Origin of the sequence: Fibrobacter sp. UWB12, assembly GCF_900142485.1 — a bacterium.
Classification (GTDB): Bacteria; Fibrobacterota; Fibrobacteria; order Fibrobacterales; family Fibrobacteraceae; genus Fibrobacter.
Genome location: NZ_FRAZ01000004.1, coordinates 243,637 through 259,766 on the forward strand (window position 1 = coordinate 243,637; position 16,130 = coordinate 259,766).

Sequence of the window (16,130 nt, forward strand, 5' to 3'; positions counted from 1 at the left end):
TCACCTATACGCTAGCATCCGTCGCTTCATTCAAGTAGAACGGGAAAACAATGTTCCTACGGCTATTCGTCGAGCGTACAACATAAACGATGTTGATTCTCAGGACGCCCACTTTTTCGGTCTGTTCAACGACAATCGCCTCAACATCTACACGCGGCTCATTCAGCAAAATAGACTTGCGAATTTCGGCCTTGATAAGCGTTTCCGTCCTTAAAGAAAACGATTCAAAACAATAGTCCCTCAAGCGCGTGCCAAATTCCGGTTGCATCGTACGCTCGCCAGGATACGTATTCAAGAGAATGCGCAAGCTTTCTTCGATATCATCTTCGTGTTCCGACATTTTGGCATGTCCAGATTTCGAAAAAGAGACCGGAAACGACCAACCGCGACCTAAAAAAGAAGTACCCAGCACGCTAGCCTCCAATCATCACCGTCGGGCATCCCAAAACAATCGAGCCGCCATGAGCAGTAGAATCGCCCATGCGCGCCGCCGGTTTTCCGCAAATCATGACCGTTGCAGATCCTTTAATAATGGAATCCGGAGGGCCAACGCATACACAAGAATCCCCCATCACAGCAGCAGGCAGCCCGCCAATCAAAACCGTCGGCGCGCCCGGCCCCACAATGGGGCCACCCACATGTGGGATGGGCGATGGCCATGCAGGAGTCTGCATGGGGCATGTATGCATATCAGTAAGTCTTGCAGCACACGGCATAAAAACTCCTAGTTGATCATCACCATAGCGCCCTTGATGACCGTCTGCCCTGAAGCAGAAACTTCGGCCTTGGCACTCCCTTTACCAGTGAATCCCACCTTACCATTAAATTCCACGTTCATCCCCTCGCCCTTGAGGTCTCCCTTTGAGGTCAAGGCAATTCCACCCACAGACGAGACATTAAACTTGCCCTTGGTATCGAAAGTAATGTCCTTTTTCGATTCCACCTTGATACCGCTATCGGACATTTCGAGCTTATTGCCTGACGGGTCTTCGACCGTGATCTTTTTGCCATCATCATCCAGCACAAACTTGCGCTTGCCCGGAGTCGTCACCGTGATGGACTTCTTTTCTTCATTGAATTCGACGCTCAGTTTTTCGCGCGTCAGAATCTGCTTGATGTTATTTTTTTGTTCAAGCGCCTGCGGGGTTGCATGCTTGCCGCTATAAAGGCTTCCGAGAATCACGGGGCTCGACGGGTCTCCGCCAAAGAATCCGAGAATCACCTCGTCGCCCACTTCCGGGAAAAACATACAACCAAATTTATTCGAAGCGTAAACGCCACCGAGACGCGCCCAGACATCTTCTTTTTCGTTCTGCATCAGCGGAATTTTCACTTTAACACGATTCAGCTTTTCCGGGTCTTCGTGAATTTGCATCACGACACCCGTCATGAGCCCGTGTACACCGCAGTTGATTCCCGACGCAATCGGCGAAGAGACTTCAAACTTTTCCGAGAACCATTCCTTGGACATGCCAAACGTGAATTCCGTTGTCCACAGCCCATCGCTAATATGATGGTGGATTCCAGAAACAAGCGCCCCGCCCTTAAATCGGTCGCCAACATTTTTTAGGCCCACAAGTCCGCCGAGTTTTGCCTTTGTTGTGCCCAAGCAAACGACAGAGCCACAAATTCTCGAAAGTTCATTTTTCAACTGTTCCGCTTCGGCCCAAGATGTAAGCATTCCCTTAGAAACTTGAGAGTTACTCTGCAACGTGTTCGAAGAAACTTTCAAAACGCCCTGAAGCTTACTATTGCCAAGATTCGTTTGGCCGCCAAGCGATTTCATTCCAGATTTTCCTGAAATCACCTGCTGCTTTGTGATGTCCCAAGATTTCGCCTCGACATTCTTGACTTGGAAAAGCGCATTTGCCTCAGCCTTGAATTCGATAATGTCCGTGCCCCAAGTGAGCTCCACCTCGGCACTACCTTTAGCAGCAATTTTTTCGATAAACATTCCCTTGTCATCGGCAATGAGCCAGCAGCCATTCGCCTCGGCACGAGTCATGATAAAGTCCCAATCGGTGCAATAATACTGCAAAATTTCCTTATGCGCTTCGCCGCCCATGCTAGACTTTATCGAGACTCCATAATTGCCCGCCAACTTCTTGACGATGGCATCATCCGTCTTTTCCAGATAATTCGCATTCTTGCGAGCACAAGTCATCGCAATCGCCTTGTCGCGGCACTCGATTTTAACGCAGCTACGCCCACGCTTTGAAATCGAAACGCCATGGCGAACCACCACGCCCTTGAAAATCGGTGAAGAATTTGCGGCATAACCCGCCTTGATTGTCACTTCAGAACCGGGCTCCAATTCCGAGCCATCACTCAGCGGGAACTTGCCTTTGTTCATTTCGCCATCTTCAATCACGACCACCGCTTTCGGGATCGTGTTGATGCCGTAATAAACGTCGACAGAAACAATCGGGAGAACAGACGAGAGTGCTTTTCCGTTCCCCTGAATAACGCATTCTAACGGGCCTTCATCTTTGAATATGGGCGACTTATCTGACATTCAAGCCTCAATCGACAAGTGGCGGGAACACAAGACGCGTCCCCGGCTTTAAGCGACAAAAACTGGAGAGACCGTTAATTCGGGCCACCTGCATGTAATACGACGGATCGTTATAAACTTTGTTGCAAAGGTTCGGGAGCGTATCGCCGGATTTGACTTCGATAATGTGCGTGAGGTCCGGAGAGCGCTTATTTGCCTTTGCCTCAATTTCTTTGAGTGTCAAGAACTCGGAAAACTCAAGTTCAATTTCAGCTCGGAGTGGTGCACCATGAACATCGAATAAAGTATATTTCGAGTTCATCTTATTTAGGCGTACATCGCCCACATAAGAACCCCAACTTAACGTTACAATTGGAGGTTCATGCTTATTACCATCAAATGTGTAAACAACCTTTCTTAGCTGTTCCACCATATTCTCTATGGTCCCATCCATTGGCCATAGATCTTTAGGGATAGCCCCCGTCGTATCCAAGATAATCTTTGGAAGACTGATTACTTTTCTTTCATATTGATTAAATTTTAGGTTTTTCTTACTGCGAGTTAAAGAATAATTAATACCATCCGTTTGAGAAAACGATTCTGGATTCAGCATGACAGCAAATTCGCCACCACTCGATTTCAATTTAAGCTTTTCTAATCCCATTTACCGTTCTCTCATTTTTTCAACAGATTCACTAATCATCTCTCGACATTCATCCAATATTTCAGAACGAAGAGCCTCCAAGTCTTCTTTTTTTCCCTCTTTAGAAGATCCTGTCACGTGGATATTTACAACAAAATTTTTTATTTCCAGCGACATTCTACCCCTGCTGAATAAAGAAAGAATTGTATTTTATATAAACTGTTTCTACGACAACTTCATTTTTCATGGCACCAAAATCACTCAAGCTCCACTTTACAGGATACGCTTGTTTAAAAATCCAAGTTTTTATCGGTTGACCATTTTCATCTAGTAATGCAACAAGTAGATTTTTCAACTTTATGTAATCCTTTTTGGGCGGACTACTAAGTGTTTCATTACACCATTTAAAAAATTCATCACCCGTTTTTAGGATTCCACGAGATAAAACTAAATCGTTATATTTTTTCCCTTTCGGAAGATAATACTTTGCAAAACTGTCGCCTCCTGAACTTACAGGATCCGTTTCCAGCTCAAAATCAATCCCTTTAACTTCGCTAAAGGAAACCGATTTTTTTTCAATCGTTACAGAAAAGTGAAACGCAACAGGAATAGCCCATTCTACCGGATCAGGAGGCGCCATGATTCTACCTACTAGCCGTTCGTGATTTCGAGACCTTCGTGAACAACAACGATTGTCTCAATAGCGACTTCATTACCTTCAGACTTGAGATCTGTTGCGGTAACCTTGGAAGGCCAAGCATTCTTGAGCGTCCAAGTCATCGTCGGATTGTCCGTTTCATCAAGAAGGCTAATCGTAACGGTAATACGTTCGATAGTATTCATCTTGATTTTCTTGAACCAGTCCCAGAACTTGTTGTCGCCCTTGAACACGCCCTTCTTCATCGTCACATCACCGTACTTGACAATGCCAGGCATTTTCACAGAAGAGAAGATGCTGCTATCACCAGAGCGGTACGAAATAGGGTCCGTAGAAGCTTCCATACCAGAAACTTCCTGGAAGGACATCTGAACATCGCCCCACTTCACGAGGAAGTGGAATTTCGGCATGGGCCAAATGCTTGCACTTTGTGCTGCGCCATTTTCATCAGCCATATTGTTTTACCTCCTATTACGACTTCTGCTGTTGCTGCTGGAATGTGAGTTCGATAAATTCTGCCGGGCGAATCAAAGCCACCTTCACGGTCACTCTCAAAATGCCTTCAAGAATATCTTCCGGAGTCATGGTATCGCCAAGGCCCACATGCACTTCGTAAGCATCTTCCGGAGTCGTGCCTGCAAGGCCACCGCGCTTCCAGACGCTATTGAGGAAGTTGCCAATCATGTTCTTCATCGTAAGCCAAGTCGTAGACGTGTTAGCGTCGAACACATAAGCCTTAGATGCCTGCTTGATAGATTCTTCGAGCATGATCATCGTGCGGCGAACGTTCACATAGCGCCAATCGAGACTGTTACCGTCGAGCGTACGTGCGCCCCAGACCTTGATGCCATCGCCAACAAAGTAGCGGATAGCGTTCACGGCCTTACCGTTCAGCGGAACGTTCAAGTCTTCCTGTTCGTCATTCGTGAGGTTCACAGCCGGGGAGACAACGCCATTCACGCCCACGTTAGCCGGAGCCTTCCACACGCCTTCGTTATTATCAACGCGAGTGTAAATGCCGGCCATAGTTGCAGAAGGCGGCATCAAGTTGAGCTTTTCGCTCATGGTGTTCATCAAAGCGGCATACTTCGGGCAGACAACCGTAAGCGTGTTGTGCAAAGCGGTTGCATCGTCCTTCTTGGCGTCGAAATCACGCAAGCTCTTGAAGAAGCTGACGAGTTCCAATTCGCGCTTGGAATGCGTTTCAGGATCAACGTTGTCGAGGTCTTCGACATCCGGCACCACAGACTTTGCAAGGTCAAGTGCGAGAGTCTTGTAACCACCTTCAGCTTCCGGCTCAATATTCGTAAACGAGACTTCACTCGAAGCGACAACACTCGTATTGATCCACGGATAGTAAGCGGCACCATACTTGAGGAAATCCGTCACCTTTTCGCGGAAGGTGTTGATGCATTCCAGCGGTTCCTTGTAGCCATCGAAAACATCGAGGATGGCGAAACGGTTCTGCATCTTGTTGCAATGAGCAAGCAATTCATTCTGGATATCGGCACATTCCTGAGCATCGCCAAGCGAAACAGCATCCGGAACGAGCATAATCGTCGGTTCCTGTTCCTTCACGAACGGAGCAATGCCATTGAACAACGGAGCCTTTTCAATCTTCTTGTCGTAACCGCCCACAGAGCAGATATAGCAAGCGGCACCGCCATTCTGGAAGTAGATACGCATAGAATCGTAGAGACGGAACATCGGCTTCGTCTGGAGAACAGCCTTCTGTTCACCGTTCTTTGCGTCAGCGGATTCTTCTGCATTTTCGGAATCTTCCGAGGCAGCCGGAGCCTCAGCAGATGCAACTCCGTATGTAAAGCGCACGGTCGGAGCACCGCCGAAAATGTTCAGATACTCAGCAAAGGAAGTGATGCGGAAGGGCTTATTCGTCAAGTCCTTTCCATTGTATTCTGCCTTTTCGGTGTAACCGATAAATGCAGGAATAGCAGTTGCAACTTCCACCACCGAGCCCGGGAAAGCGTCTTTCTCAACGAGATAGACGCCTGGGGTTTTGTATGATGTAGGCATTTATGATTCTCCTATGTTTATGGATTAATAAAACATTCAGCGACAATGGCTCGCGTGCCATCATCAAGACTCGCCTTGGCAATGTACTTTGCATTTGCATTCGGAAGGTTTTTCATCAAAACCTTCGACGTTGCAGAATCCATCAGCTGAAAACGTGAAGGCGCCCCGCTCACAATCGGAATTTCACTCCGAGAAACATAAAGCGAGAACCTTGGCGTTTTTTCCACGCAGTCAAACTGCACTGGATTATCAGCGTCCAACGAGTCATTTATTCGCAAATCGCGTTCGGCATAAACGCCAGAAACGCAATAACACCACCTCAATTTTTTTGTCGGTACTTTTACAGTACACACAAGCGGCTTTTTCGGAGTCAAGTGGAGTTCCAGCGCAAAAATTACGCCAAACATCCGCTGTAGTTCGGGAAGCGCATTCTTTTGTCGTCCCTCAAAATAAGCGCCTTTATCATTTGATACAACCGCTACCGGGAATTCGTCATGGACAATTCCATCGAAATTTGTCACATTCCAAATTTCGGCAATAGACGCCTTTACATAAAAGAAGAGTGTCGTCTCTTCTGCAAAAGCAGTCATTGGCGCCATAAGGCGCACTTTTCCATCGTAGATACGGCACAGAGCATCCTCTTTTTTCAAGATTTCAGCCGTTTCTATCGACGGTATCACTTTAAAACCGCAAGAACTACCATTGTAGTACTCATGGCAAAGAGATACATCAACAAGTTTTGTGTATTCCATTAGAGGACCCCCAATTCCGAATTTTCTGGAAGTCGGACAACATAAGGTTGATAATACGAGTAATTGCCTCCAAGCGCAACCGTTTTTAGGCGATAAAGTACCGAAGGTACATATTTAGCGCCAATCGTCCCCCACAAATTATTCATTTCTTGCATATTCATATTTTCCATGTCTATAGCAAGCTTTTCGATACCTTGCGGCATGTCGGGCGAAGTCGTACGCTCAAAAAATGAATGATCCAAAAAAAAACCTATCGCTTTCGACAGGTAGCGTAACGAATCCACATAATTTCCGCCCTTAAAATTCGCAGCAAGAACAAAATACAAGTTCAAATAAACAACTTTAGATGGCACAACCGCTCGGTCGCCATGATACTCAGGAACGGCATGATTTTTCACCATGCTGTCGCGTTCCATATTAACGAGGAAAAGATTCAGCTTATTTATAGCGCCTTCGTACTCTTTCCCATCATTTTCAACCATTCTAGACACAACAACAACATCTTCACGAATCGACATAGTACGCCTTAAGTGAAGATTCAGTTGCATTGCTAGAAATTGTAGAGAAGCCCCTATCATACTTCGAACAATCTCTCACACATTGTATATTTTATTCTTACATTTTTCTTTGTTTGTAATATTTATTCATTACAAGGCGCAATATAATCAATTATTCTTAGTTTTGGGAATCGTAAAATTTATTTTTCAATAAACTCATGTTTTCTTGTTCGTAAAATTAGGAGTTTGTATAGATTTACGCAATTTTATCTATATATATAGAACAAAAGAGCATTACATTATTTATCAAACTAACGTATCTATATATATGTTATTCTATATATATAGGCTATACAAACAGCCTATCAAGCGTTCAACAGCAAGCATTTTCCCTGTTTTTGTTCAAAAATTCCGTTTTTTAGCGTAAAACAAGCACTTTTAGACCTTTTACAGAATAATTCCTATAGGTTAAAAAATTAAATTTGGCACATGTTTGAGAATAAAAAAATGCAAGAGTTGACTCCGCGGCAAAGAGAGATTTTGACTTTACTTCGTAAAGGGCTTACGAATAACGAAATTTGCAAGACATTAAACATTTCAGCAAATACAGTCAAAGTACACCTCGCCAACATATACAAAATACTCGAAGTCACCAACAGGACCGAAGCCGTTTCCGCAGGACTAGAGGTCAAAGACAACGACGAAAAAGAAAGCAGTCCTAAAGATCTAGTCATAACATTCCAAACAAAGGGTACTTTTCCCGAACATAGCAACGCCTATAGCCTTTATCTGTCAATTGTCGAAGCTTTACACCAATACCACCTTTTCCGGATCATCGATGAGTCCGAAACAAACGTCAATCCCAGTTTTCTGATTGAAGTTTCTGCATCCGAGAGCGGCGAAGAAATTTTGTACATATCCGTAAAAATCGGCAATTCTCACGAAATTCTTTGGACAACCTCAATTAAAATCAATTCAGACACTTTACAGACACTCGCTCAGAAGTCTACGATCCTGTTGTTCAGAAGCATCGTACTCGCTTCGGCCAAGTTAAAGCACACCGAAAACAGCCCCATTCCTTACTGGTGGTACGCAGCGACCTATTGTTACGCCAAGCTCGAAAACCGCAGCCAAGAATCCTTCGAAATCTGCAAAAAGAAGCTCGGTCCGCTTGTCAAGGACGAGTCCTTCAATGATTTTGCCCTCTACATTCTAGCCTCAGCTTATTATTTCGCTACGCTGGAAAACTGGGGTAACGCAATCGAGAACGCCAAAACGCTAGGAGATTTAGCACGCAAGGCCATGTACAACGCGCCTTATTCCATTTATTCACAAATGATTATGGCGTTCTACAACATCACCATCGGAAACAAAGCCGAAGCCATTGCATATCTCAAACAAGTTATCGAAGCAAATCCGCAAGCGATTATGCCTCGAACAATTCTTTCCCAGATTTACCTGCTGACCGGACAAGAAAAACTCGCCACGGAACTTATTGACGACTGCATAAAGCATGTTCCGGAATCGGCCCTCCAGCATACGCACCAAGCAAAGACATTCCTTTTGCTATTGCAAGGCAAAATCGAAGAATGCAAGAACCTCGCTAACCAAGTTTTGCTTTTTACGCCCAAAGCGATGGCTATCCGCTTGATTATTATCGCCTGTTGCAACATTTTGGGAGAAACCGACGAAAGCAAGAGCCATGCCAAAAAGCTTTTGGAATACTATCCGAACTTGACAAAAGGCGACGTAGAGCAACTTTTAAAAGGCGTGACCGAATCCAAGAAGAACTACTTCTTGCAATGTGTTCAGAGCATTTTTGCCAACAAATAGGCGTTTCCACTCATTTTTTAATGAAAAATAACCCAAATGGGTTATTGCAAAACAGGTGTTGTTCAAGCTATTTTTATTTCCATCTAGACGGAGATGGAATGTAGCATGGCTCAACGGAACAACATCGTAGCTGAGGGGGCAAGTCCTTCTTTAGACCTTGTATCGCTCGCGATGATACTTGTATTCAAGGACGTTTCGCACGTAAGCCTCAAGCAAGCAGAAGTAATCAGTTTGCTGCTTACAGCCGCAACAGAGCTAAAAAACAATCCAAATCTAAAAATTGATATTCCTAGCAGCGATGCAGCATCCAACATAACGGCGGGCAAAACAACAACGCTCCTCGATCTTTACGCCGAGCACGCCGCCGAATACAACTGCACTAAAAGTTTTGCGACGGAATCAGAAGATTCCGTTCATGAATCTGTTCAAAAAATTATAGATAATCTAATCGACACAGAAAACGAGAAGCATATTCATTTGTTAAAAAGCAACGCTTTGAGCAATGCTATTGAACGTTTTTTGAGAAATCTTTTGAAAGCCAGCGGAATCGCATTCAAGGACATCAAGGACTTGATAGAAAATGCGAAAAGAAAGCAAGCTCAGTTTGTCATTCCGAACAACTTGCATTTTCCACCGAAAATTTGCGCGGCTTTGGGAATTTTACACTAACATTACACCTCAAACATAATGCTGCAAGAGCTGACGGACGTCCCCAAAAGTTCTTGCAGCATTTCTTATTGTATAACAAGAGTCGAAAAGACCATGTTTACGCAAGACAAGATGGCGATCCCGTGACAAGCACGGGATGACATGTAAAGGCGAGATGTGCGCATTTCAAGATGCGCACGAGCGGCTAAGCGCTTACGCTAAGTTCGCTAATGGCAAGAGCAGGCACCTTGTAGCTTGCAAACGGGTCGCGGTATTCATTACCGACCGCCACAATGTTCTCGATGATGTCAAAGAAGTTCCCGCTGAGCGTAACGCCATCGACCGGGTGCTGGATAGCCCCGTTTTCGCACCAGAAGCCGTGAGCACCAATACTCAGTTCGCCACTCACGGAATTGCAACCGGAATTGCCTTCCAAGCGCACAACAAGCAAGCACTTCGGGAAAAGTTTGAGGAGTTCTGCAGTTGTCATCGTTCCTGGCGGAACAAGCAAATTGTAGAAGCTGGTGGACATTTTGCTGCCAAAGCTACGCGCACCACTTCCTGTCGTCTCGCACTTTGCCTTGGATGCGGTTTCAAGGTTATAAAGAGCAGAATTGAAAATGCCGTTTTCGACAACCTTGACACGCTTGGTCACACAGCCTTCGGAGTCAAAGTAGAACTTGTGTTCAAACATTTCACCGACCGGATCGTTCCACAGAGAGAACACGTCGCTTGCAATTTTTTCACCTTCCTTGCCGTCGAGGCGAGACTGCCCTTTCTGCATGGTTTCGGCAAAAAACGGTTGGTTGTACATACCAAGGAACCGCGCGGAGATGCGTTCCGAAAGGATTACCGGAATCTTGCCGCTTTCGATTTTCTGGGCGCCAAAGAGTTCTGTAGCGTATTCGGCTGTCTTGCTTGCGATTTCTTCGACTGAAAATTCGTTCCAGTCACGGCCATTTTTCACAAAATTTCCAAGCTTCTTGATGCCATCGCGACTTGCAACCGCGCCTGCACCCGCAGAAGCACAGTTCGAGCGGGCTTCATAAAAAAGACCCGTATTATTTGCAACAATGGAATAATCATGTTCGATATCACCGCCGAGGTACGGGATGTTTTCGATTTCCTTGGACTTTGCAAACGTCTCTTTTTCGAGTTTAATGCAAAAATCCTTCATGGTCGCAAGGTCAAGCGATTCAAGCGCGGGATTGTAGTTCGGTTCGCCCTTCGGGAGTTCTACCGCCTGAGGGAGCGTAATATCGATTTTTTCGGTCCACTGCGTGTGGCAAAGAGCGTCCTTGAGCGTTTGGCGGAGAGCTTCGTCCGTCAAGCGTTCCGTGTGAGCATACCCTGGACGGCCATCCTTAATGACACGAACGCCAAGTCCAACGGAATCAGAAATTTCCGTATTCTGCACTTGTCCCTGAAAAACCGAAAGGCCTTCGGAATGGGAGTTAGAAGCAATCACATCAAACTGGTCGGCTTCGCCCTTGGCGAGGTCACACATAAAAGAAACGGCATCTTTAATATTCATATCGCAAGTATAATTAAATTCAAGAAGGAGATTCCCGGTCAAGCCGGGAATGACATTCGCTTTATCGAGAAGTGCGGCTTATCGAGAAGAGCGGCTTTTGCGTTCGAGCATTTTCCAGTAGGCAGCGGGGCTTCCCGTTACCGATTCAAGCGCATTCGCCATTTCGGTCGAGATGCTGATTTCACCCGCAATCAGCTGGTCCAAAATTTCAACCGAAACGCCCACCCTACGGGCAAATTCCGGCTTGTCGATTTTAAGCCATTCAATACCTTCGAGAATCGCCTGTCCCGGCGTCGGGGTTCCATGTCTTGGCATATTTTGCGCCTCCAGCGCAGTTGGCTGAACTTAGAAAATCTAAGTTCTAAGCTCTAAGTTCTAAAAATTTACATCCTTCCAGCCTTCAGCGCCAAAGCGAAGGTCACGTTCCACGAATTCCCAGATGAGGAGTTTTTTGCCCTTGAGCACACTTGCTTTGCGAGCGAGCTTTTCACGGACGAGTGTCGAGGCGCCGCCGTCGCTTACGATGGATGCAACCGGGCGGTTCATGTTCTTCGCGAAGTGCGCGATCCATCCGGCGTTCACAGGGGAATCGGTCTGGTAAATGCGGCTGAAGCTGTCGCCGAGAATCAGGATTTCGGACTTGCGGAAATCGTCTTTGAACGGAGTGATTGTGGTGTCGTAATAAAGCGAATCATTTTCCTCGCATGGATTCAATCTAGTATAATAGCAAGAATCAAAAGCACTCCCCTTAGGACAACTTTTCGTCAAAGCCCGTACACAAGCCATATCTTCTTCATCACACGGATTTCTTTTTACTCTAAAACAAGAATCATCTCCTTTAGGGCATTCTCTCTTTAACGAATCCAAACAATTAGCACTACTCTGAGCCATATCAATTCTTTCTTCTATATTCTGCTGCATTACGACATGGCCTGTCACTTTCTGAACCTTGAACACGCCGAATTTGTTGAGGCCACTCATCTCGCCCACATCGCCCATGCGGTCTGCAAGGGAATCCTTTGTTACAAAACTCAAAGGATAACTACCATCCTCATGCTTCTGGAGTTTTTTCAACTTAATTTTACCCTCGGATTCCAAACGATTTACGGCAGCCGCGATTTCAGCCGCCGCAATTTCCGCCCCGCGCGGGGTCCAGTGCGTATCGTCGTTCAGGTAAAGCGGACCTTCTTCGGAATCGCGAGACTTTGCAGCCAACAGCGGTGTATATAAATCTACAGTGTTAAAGCCAGCACGCGTGAGCGAATCCAAAATATTCTTGCCGTGCGACTGAAGCCCGGCGGCATTCCCGACTGCGGCAGCATTTCCAGCACCAGCGGCACCTGCGACTCGAGAATCGCGACCCGTCAAACGTTCGGTATAGATGCTCGGCTTGCCCGGAGTAATCACCACCAAGAGTTCCACGCCCTTCGCCTTGAGCTGATCACGGAACTTTTCAATCGCCTTCACCGGATTGTCGAGCTTTGCACTGCGCACATCAAGCGGAGACGACTGCACCAGGAATTCCACATCCTGGCGGTAAAAAAGCCACTTGTCTTCGGGCTTGGCCTCTTCCCTGCCGCACGACTTGCCGATGCAATCGCCAGCAGCGCCAAGAACGACCTTCTCGCCCGGATCGCTAAAGAGGTTCCACACCGCAAGTTGGTACTTGGGGCGCAACGCCAACACAATAGCGCTCTCGTCATCAATCTTATTTTCAAAAGCACGCAAATAGCGGCTCGTCCACACGCCGTAATGCTTCACGTCCAAGAACGCACGCCAAAACGACACATGCCCAAGGTCAGCCACGAGCGACTTGATGCAAGAATCCGCCTGCGGGAACGATTCCGGTTCGTCCTCCAACTTCGAGAGGAGCGTATCCGCCAACTTGAGGCTCTTGTAACGAGCTTCAGATGTATCAAGTTCGGCATACGTATTCACCGAAAGCACCGCCGCTTCCAAATCCGAAAGCGAAGACATCACAGGCTCCAACGCTTCAGCGACCTCTGCACCCGCAGCAATCGCCTCGCGCGCCGCACGCCATTTTGCATCGAGTGAGTCCGCAGCCGCAGCGACCTTTTTCTCGCGCACAATCGGAGTGTAAACCACGTCCTTGAAAATGTCAAACGGCTGGAAGCGCTTTTCGCCACGCAGGTCGGCAACCGCTTGCACGCCAAACGGGACCAGCAAAAGGACAGAAAATACAATAACGGATATTAAATATTTCTTATTCACGAGAGATAAGATAGTATTTTGTGAAATCGTTACTAGTTAATAGCTAGTAGTTACTAGTGATTATAGCATGGTGAATAGGAAATTGCGCAAGCTCAATAAAGAAAAGCACTATTCTTGGGAATTAGACTTGACTTCGGTCCATTTGGCATTATTACCGATGTTGCGGATTAGGCGGAAGCCGCCTGAACGACCATCATAATAATTAGGGGAGATATAATCATAGCTGATATACCTCCAATCGGAATGAACACCACCCCCTTTCAGACAAGAGGGACAAACGTCATTGTCAGCGCACCTGACTAAAGAAAAATTCATCATGGCAGGTCCATCTGTTAAAACACCCGGTTCATCTTTCATCATATTATGTTTTTCATATACAACGTGTTCTTCAACAAGTCCAAACATGTCGTAAAGACCGTAGCCATTAGGTTTCAGTTCGCCTACAGGACCTGATTCATTTCCATTGCGACAAAAATGAAAAGGAATGAAAAAAATCTCTGTGAAATCAAGGTTATCCCATGAAATTTTTCTTATGTCGATACACAATTTTGCATACTTAGTGGATTCCGCAAAAGTATCAAAGTATCCCCATTGAGAATGAATTTTTTTATTTCCACCATGAGCTAGCATAACCCATTCGTCGTAATACGGGAGCCTATAACCATCAGAAGTTGTATCAATATCGACGGTTATGCTTTCAATTTCGTGTTTTATAAAATCATAATAGCCTATAAAATATTTGTGCCCTGAGAAGTCGTAGAAACTTTTAAATTCGCGCAGATCCTTTTTCTTCCTGATTTTATAGCGCATAGAGTTTTTTTCCTCTAGGTTTTCTTTTGGAAAAATAAAAGTATAATACGGTTTTAATCCTTCACGAATGCTACGGATATTTGCATATTTCATTGCTTGGTACAAAGATATTGAATTTGCTGCAGAGTCGTGCTTATTGCAATTTTTGTTACGTACCGCTATTTTTTTCCTTTGCGCCCAATCTCTTTCAAACCAATTATCATTTGAATCTAAAGGAATATCATCCCACAGTAACTGCGTGATTTCGCAATTGGTTACCGGATATTTATCGACTAAATATGTTCCTGAAATGAATATCGATTTATCCCAAAATTCCCATTTTTGGCGTAAGTCGTGTTCGAAAAAAACGTCCTCATTCTTGAAATCAAGATACTTCATGCCGACAGCTAAATTGATTTTATAGGCACTGTCATTATCGAAAAATTTCACATTGATTGTACTAACACCAATAAGCGTTGGTATTTGAACTTTTAAGCAAGAATCGTTTAGAATTTCAGTATCTAGCGAAGTCTCCCACGTGCGGACTTTTGAATCGATGCAAATTTTTACTGTTTCGTTCTTTTCAACTTCTAGCCAAGTTTCCGCGCCTAAAGATTCACGATTGAGATTAAATTTTTTCGCAATCAACAAATACGGAACGACATGAACCGACCAAATAACAACAAAAAAAGCTATAACGAATATTAAATATTTTTTATTCATCGTAGATAAAATAGATTTTTTTATTTAATCACTAATTTTCATCAACGGTTTTAATTTCTGTCCATTTGGCGTTATTGCCGATGTTGCGGACGAGGCGGAAACCGCCAATACCTTCTCGTGAATAAGACCCATAATTAACATCTTGCCACCTATCACGAATGTCTCCTCCTTTCAAATAAGATGGACATGTTGCTTTGCAACCGACAGCTAAGGGGCGGTCACGTACCATCCTCCATTTACGTTTGAACTTTTCTGGGCGTTCCAAAAGGACATGTTCTTCAACCAAGCCAAACATATCATACAAGCCATATTCATTTGCAAGCCGTAAGCCCACATTCCCTGTTTTTAAACGTTCGTTTTTTTCATAAACTTCCTTTACTTCAAATTTTGCGTACTTCAAAACATCTTCAAGCGTTGCCGAATCCCCCCAAGGAGCATCTTTCGTTTTATCGCCGGCCCTAGCAAACATCATCCATTCATCATAATAGGGAAGTCGGTAGCCATCCGAAGAGGAATCAATCGAAACCTCAGCTCGAGTTTCTTTAGGATAATCCAAATTTTCATACTCTATAATATAATGACCTTCTGATAATATTTGAGCCTTTCTTTTGTCTGTTTGAGAAAACACATAATATGGCTTTAAACCATCACGAATGCTGCGTGCATTTGCATATTTCAAAGCTTGGTATAAATAAGCTCTTGTTGCATAATCATGAGCATTACATTTCCAATCGCTTTCGGTATGTTCGTTTTTTTGTTTTCTTTTTTCATCATTCATTACCGAGCTCGAAGAAAGTTCTTCCCGAAAAAAATATGCCATTTCGCAATTAGTAACAGGATATTTATCAACTAAATATGTTGCCGTCACCGATACGAGTTTTTCTTCATCAACGTAGTCTCCTTGAGGAATGCGAAACCCAAGCAGTACTTCCTCTTTTTTGAAATCAAGATACTTCATTCCGACAGCTAAATTGATTTTGTGTAAACTATCTGAATCTGGAAATTTAACATTAATTACACTTGTCCCGATAATCATCGGGGTCTGAAATTTCAGACAATAATCGTTTGTTTTTTTAGTGTTCAGCGAAGTTTTCCATTCTAGGACTTTTGAATCAATACAAATTTTTACCGTTTCGTTCTTTTCAACTTCTAGCCAAGTTTCCGCGCCTAAAGATTCACGATTGAGATTAAATTTTTTCGCAATCAACAAATACGGAACGACATGAACCGACCAAATAACAACAAAAAAAGCTATAACGAATATTAAATATTTTTTATTCATCGTAGATAAAA

General features: G+C 44.6%; 17 protein-coding genes. 2 read left to right on the plus strand and 15 right to left on the minus strand.

Annotation, left to right across the window (positions count from 1 at the left end):
• Positions 1-4 precede the first annotated feature (4 nt).
• Genes BUA34_RS07845 through BUA34_RS07885 form a run of 10 tightly spaced genes read right to left on the minus strand, consistent with a single transcriptional unit; the run spans position 5 to position 7,159 of the window.
• Positions 5-412: a GPW/gp25 family protein gene (locus BUA34_RS07845; protein ID WP_217650185.1), complete on the minus strand. Its 408-nt coding sequence runs from the start codon at positions 410-412 to the stop codon at positions 5-7.
• A 1-nt stretch (position 413) separates the two neighbouring features.
• On the minus strand, positions 414-716 hold the full coding sequence (locus tag BUA34_RS07850; RefSeq protein WP_072828177.1) for a PAAR domain-containing protein: 303 nt from the start codon (positions 714-716) through the stop codon (positions 414-416).
• Between the two features lie 8 nt (positions 717-724).
• Positions 725-2,515: a type VI secretion system tip protein VgrG gene (vgrG, locus tag BUA34_RS07855; protein WP_072828178.1), complete on the minus strand. Its 1,791-nt coding sequence runs from the start codon at positions 2,513-2,515 to the stop codon at positions 725-727.
• Between the two features lie 7 nt (positions 2,516-2,522).
• A complete protein-coding gene (locus BUA34_RS07860; RefSeq protein ID WP_072828179.1) occupies positions 2,523-3,158 on the minus strand; it encodes a CIS tube protein in 636 nt (211 codons plus the stop codon).
• Complete coding sequence (locus BUA34_RS15880; RefSeq protein WP_158212953.1) at positions 3,159-3,314, minus strand: DUF5908 family protein; 156 nt, start codon at positions 3,312-3,314, stop codon at positions 3,159-3,161.
• A gap of 1 nt (position 3,315) precedes the next feature.
• Positions 3,316-3,777 carry a phage tail protein gene (locus tag BUA34_RS07865; RefSeq protein WP_072828180.1) on the minus strand — a complete coding sequence of 154 codons (462 nt, stop codon included), beginning with the start codon at positions 3,775-3,777 and terminating at the stop codon, positions 3,316-3,318.
• A gap of 11 nt (positions 3,778-3,788) precedes the next feature.
• Entirely contained in the window at positions 3,789-4,250 is a 462-nt protein-coding gene (locus BUA34_RS07870; protein WP_072828181.1) for a phage tail protein, read from the minus strand.
• A 16-nt stretch (positions 4,251-4,266) separates the two neighbouring features.
• On the minus strand, positions 4,267-5,829 hold the full coding sequence (locus BUA34_RS07875; protein ID WP_072828182.1) for a phage tail sheath family protein: 1,563 nt from the start codon (positions 5,827-5,829) through the stop codon (positions 4,267-4,269).
• A 17-nt stretch (positions 5,830-5,846) separates the two neighbouring features.
• Entirely contained in the window at positions 5,847-6,581 is a 735-nt protein-coding gene (locus tag BUA34_RS07880; RefSeq protein WP_072828183.1) for a hypothetical protein, read from the minus strand.
• Positions 6,581-7,159, minus strand: a complete 579-nt coding sequence (locus tag BUA34_RS07885) for a Pvc16 family protein (RefSeq protein ID WP_072828184.1) — start codon at positions 7,157-7,159, stop codon at positions 6,581-6,583. The genes BUA34_RS07880 and BUA34_RS07885 overlap by 1 nt, the downstream gene beginning before the upstream one ends.
• A gap of 426 nt (positions 7,160-7,585) precedes the next feature.
• Between BUA34_RS07885 and BUA34_RS07890 the strand changes: the two genes are divergently transcribed.
• Both BUA34_RS07890 and BUA34_RS07895 read left to right on the plus strand, forming a co-directional pair.
• A complete protein-coding gene (locus BUA34_RS07890) occupies positions 7,586-8,911 on the plus strand; it encodes a LuxR C-terminal-related transcriptional regulator (RefSeq protein ID WP_256375021.1) in 1,326 nt (441 codons plus the stop codon).
• A gap of 105 nt (positions 8,912-9,016) precedes the next feature.
• The gene (locus BUA34_RS07895) at positions 9,017-9,580 is read left to right on the plus strand and encodes a hypothetical protein (RefSeq protein WP_072828186.1); all 564 of its coding nucleotides are present in this window, start codon (positions 9,017-9,019) and stop codon (positions 9,578-9,580) included.
• 184 nt (positions 9,581-9,764) lie between these two features.
• Here BUA34_RS07895 and BUA34_RS07900 read toward each other — a convergent pair whose 3' ends face one another.
• The 5 genes from BUA34_RS07900 to BUA34_RS07920 form a co-directional block, all read right to left on the minus strand.
• A complete protein-coding gene (locus BUA34_RS07900) occupies positions 9,765-11,093 on the minus strand; it encodes a TldD/PmbA family protein (RefSeq protein WP_072828298.1) in 1,329 nt (442 codons plus the stop codon).
• Between the two features lie 78 nt (positions 11,094-11,171).
• Positions 11,172-11,408 (minus strand): helix-turn-helix transcriptional regulator, encoded by a 237-nt coding sequence (locus tag BUA34_RS07905; RefSeq protein ID WP_072828187.1) that lies wholly within the window; start codon positions 11,406-11,408, stop codon positions 11,172-11,174.
• Between the two features lie 60 nt (positions 11,409-11,468).
• Entirely contained in the window at positions 11,469-13,325 is a 1,857-nt protein-coding gene (locus BUA34_RS07910; protein WP_072828188.1) for an alginate O-acetyltransferase AlgX-related protein, read from the minus strand.
• A gap of 108 nt (positions 13,326-13,433) precedes the next feature.
• Positions 13,434-14,837, minus strand: coding sequence for an SUMF1/EgtB/PvdO family nonheme iron enzyme (locus BUA34_RS07915; protein ID WP_072828189.1), 1,404 nt, complete (start codon positions 14,835-14,837; stop codon positions 13,434-13,436).
• Positions 14,838-14,868: 31 nt separating this feature from the next.
• The gene (locus BUA34_RS07920) at positions 14,869-16,119 is read right to left on the minus strand and encodes a formylglycine-generating enzyme family protein (protein ID WP_072828190.1); all 1,251 of its coding nucleotides are present in this window, start codon (positions 16,117-16,119) and stop codon (positions 14,869-14,871) included.
• Positions 16,120-16,130: the final 11 nt, after the last annotated feature.

What these genes read in the sequence shown, in the direction of transcription:
- BUA34_RS07850 (WP_072828177.1), bottom strand. Translation starts at nt 716, where the DNA reads ATGCCGTGTGCTGCAAGACTTACTGATATGCATACATGCCCCATGCAG.
- vgrG (WP_072828178.1), bottom strand. Translation starts at nt 2,515, where the DNA reads ATGTCAGATAAGTCGCCCATATTCAAAGATGAAGGCCCGTTAGAATGC.
- BUA34_RS07860 (WP_072828179.1), bottom strand. Translation starts at nt 3,158, where the DNA reads ATGGGATTAGAAAAGCTTAAATTGAAATCGAGTGGTGGCGAATTTGCT.
- BUA34_RS15880 (WP_158212953.1), bottom strand. Translation starts at nt 3,314, where the DNA reads ATGTCGCTGGAAATAAAAAATTTTGTTGTAAATATCCACGTGACAGGA.
- BUA34_RS07865 (WP_072828180.1), bottom strand. Translation starts at nt 3,777, where the DNA reads ATGGCGCCTCCTGATCCGGTAGAATGGGCTATTCCTGTTGCGTTTCAC.
- BUA34_RS07870 (WP_072828181.1), bottom strand. Translation starts at nt 4,250, where the DNA reads ATGGCTGATGAAAATGGCGCAGCACAAAGTGCAAGCATTTGGCCCATG.
- BUA34_RS07875 (WP_072828182.1), bottom strand. Translation starts at nt 5,829, where the DNA reads ATGCCTACATCATACAAAACCCCAGGCGTCTATCTCGTTGAGAAAGAC.
- BUA34_RS07880 (WP_072828183.1), bottom strand. Translation starts at nt 6,581, where the DNA reads ATGGAATACACAAAACTTGTTGATGTATCTCTTTGCCATGAGTACTAC.
- BUA34_RS07885 (WP_072828184.1), bottom strand. Translation starts at nt 7,159, where the DNA reads ATGATAGGGGCTTCTCTACAATTTCTAGCAATGCAACTGAATCTTCAC.
- BUA34_RS07890 (WP_256375021.1), top strand. Translation starts at nt 7,586, where the DNA reads ATGCAAGAGTTGACTCCGCGGCAAAGAGAGATTTTGACTTTACTTCGT.
- BUA34_RS07895 (WP_072828186.1), top strand. Translation starts at nt 9,017, where the DNA reads ATGGCTCAACGGAACAACATCGTAGCTGAGGGGGCAAGTCCTTCTTTA.
- BUA34_RS07900 (WP_072828298.1), bottom strand. Translation starts at nt 11,093, where the DNA reads ATGAATATTAAAGATGCCGTTTCTTTTATGTGTGACCTCGCCAAGGGC.
- BUA34_RS07905 (WP_072828187.1), bottom strand. Translation starts at nt 11,408, where the DNA reads ATGCCAAGACATGGAACCCCGACGCCGGGACAGGCGATTCTCGAAGGT.
- BUA34_RS07915 (WP_072828189.1), bottom strand. Translation starts at nt 14,837, where the DNA reads ATGAATAAAAAATATTTAATATTCGTTATAGCTTTTTTTGTTGTTATT.
- BUA34_RS07920 (WP_072828190.1), bottom strand. Translation starts at nt 16,119, where the DNA reads ATGAATAAAAAATATTTAATATTCGTTATAGCTTTTTTTGTTGTTATT.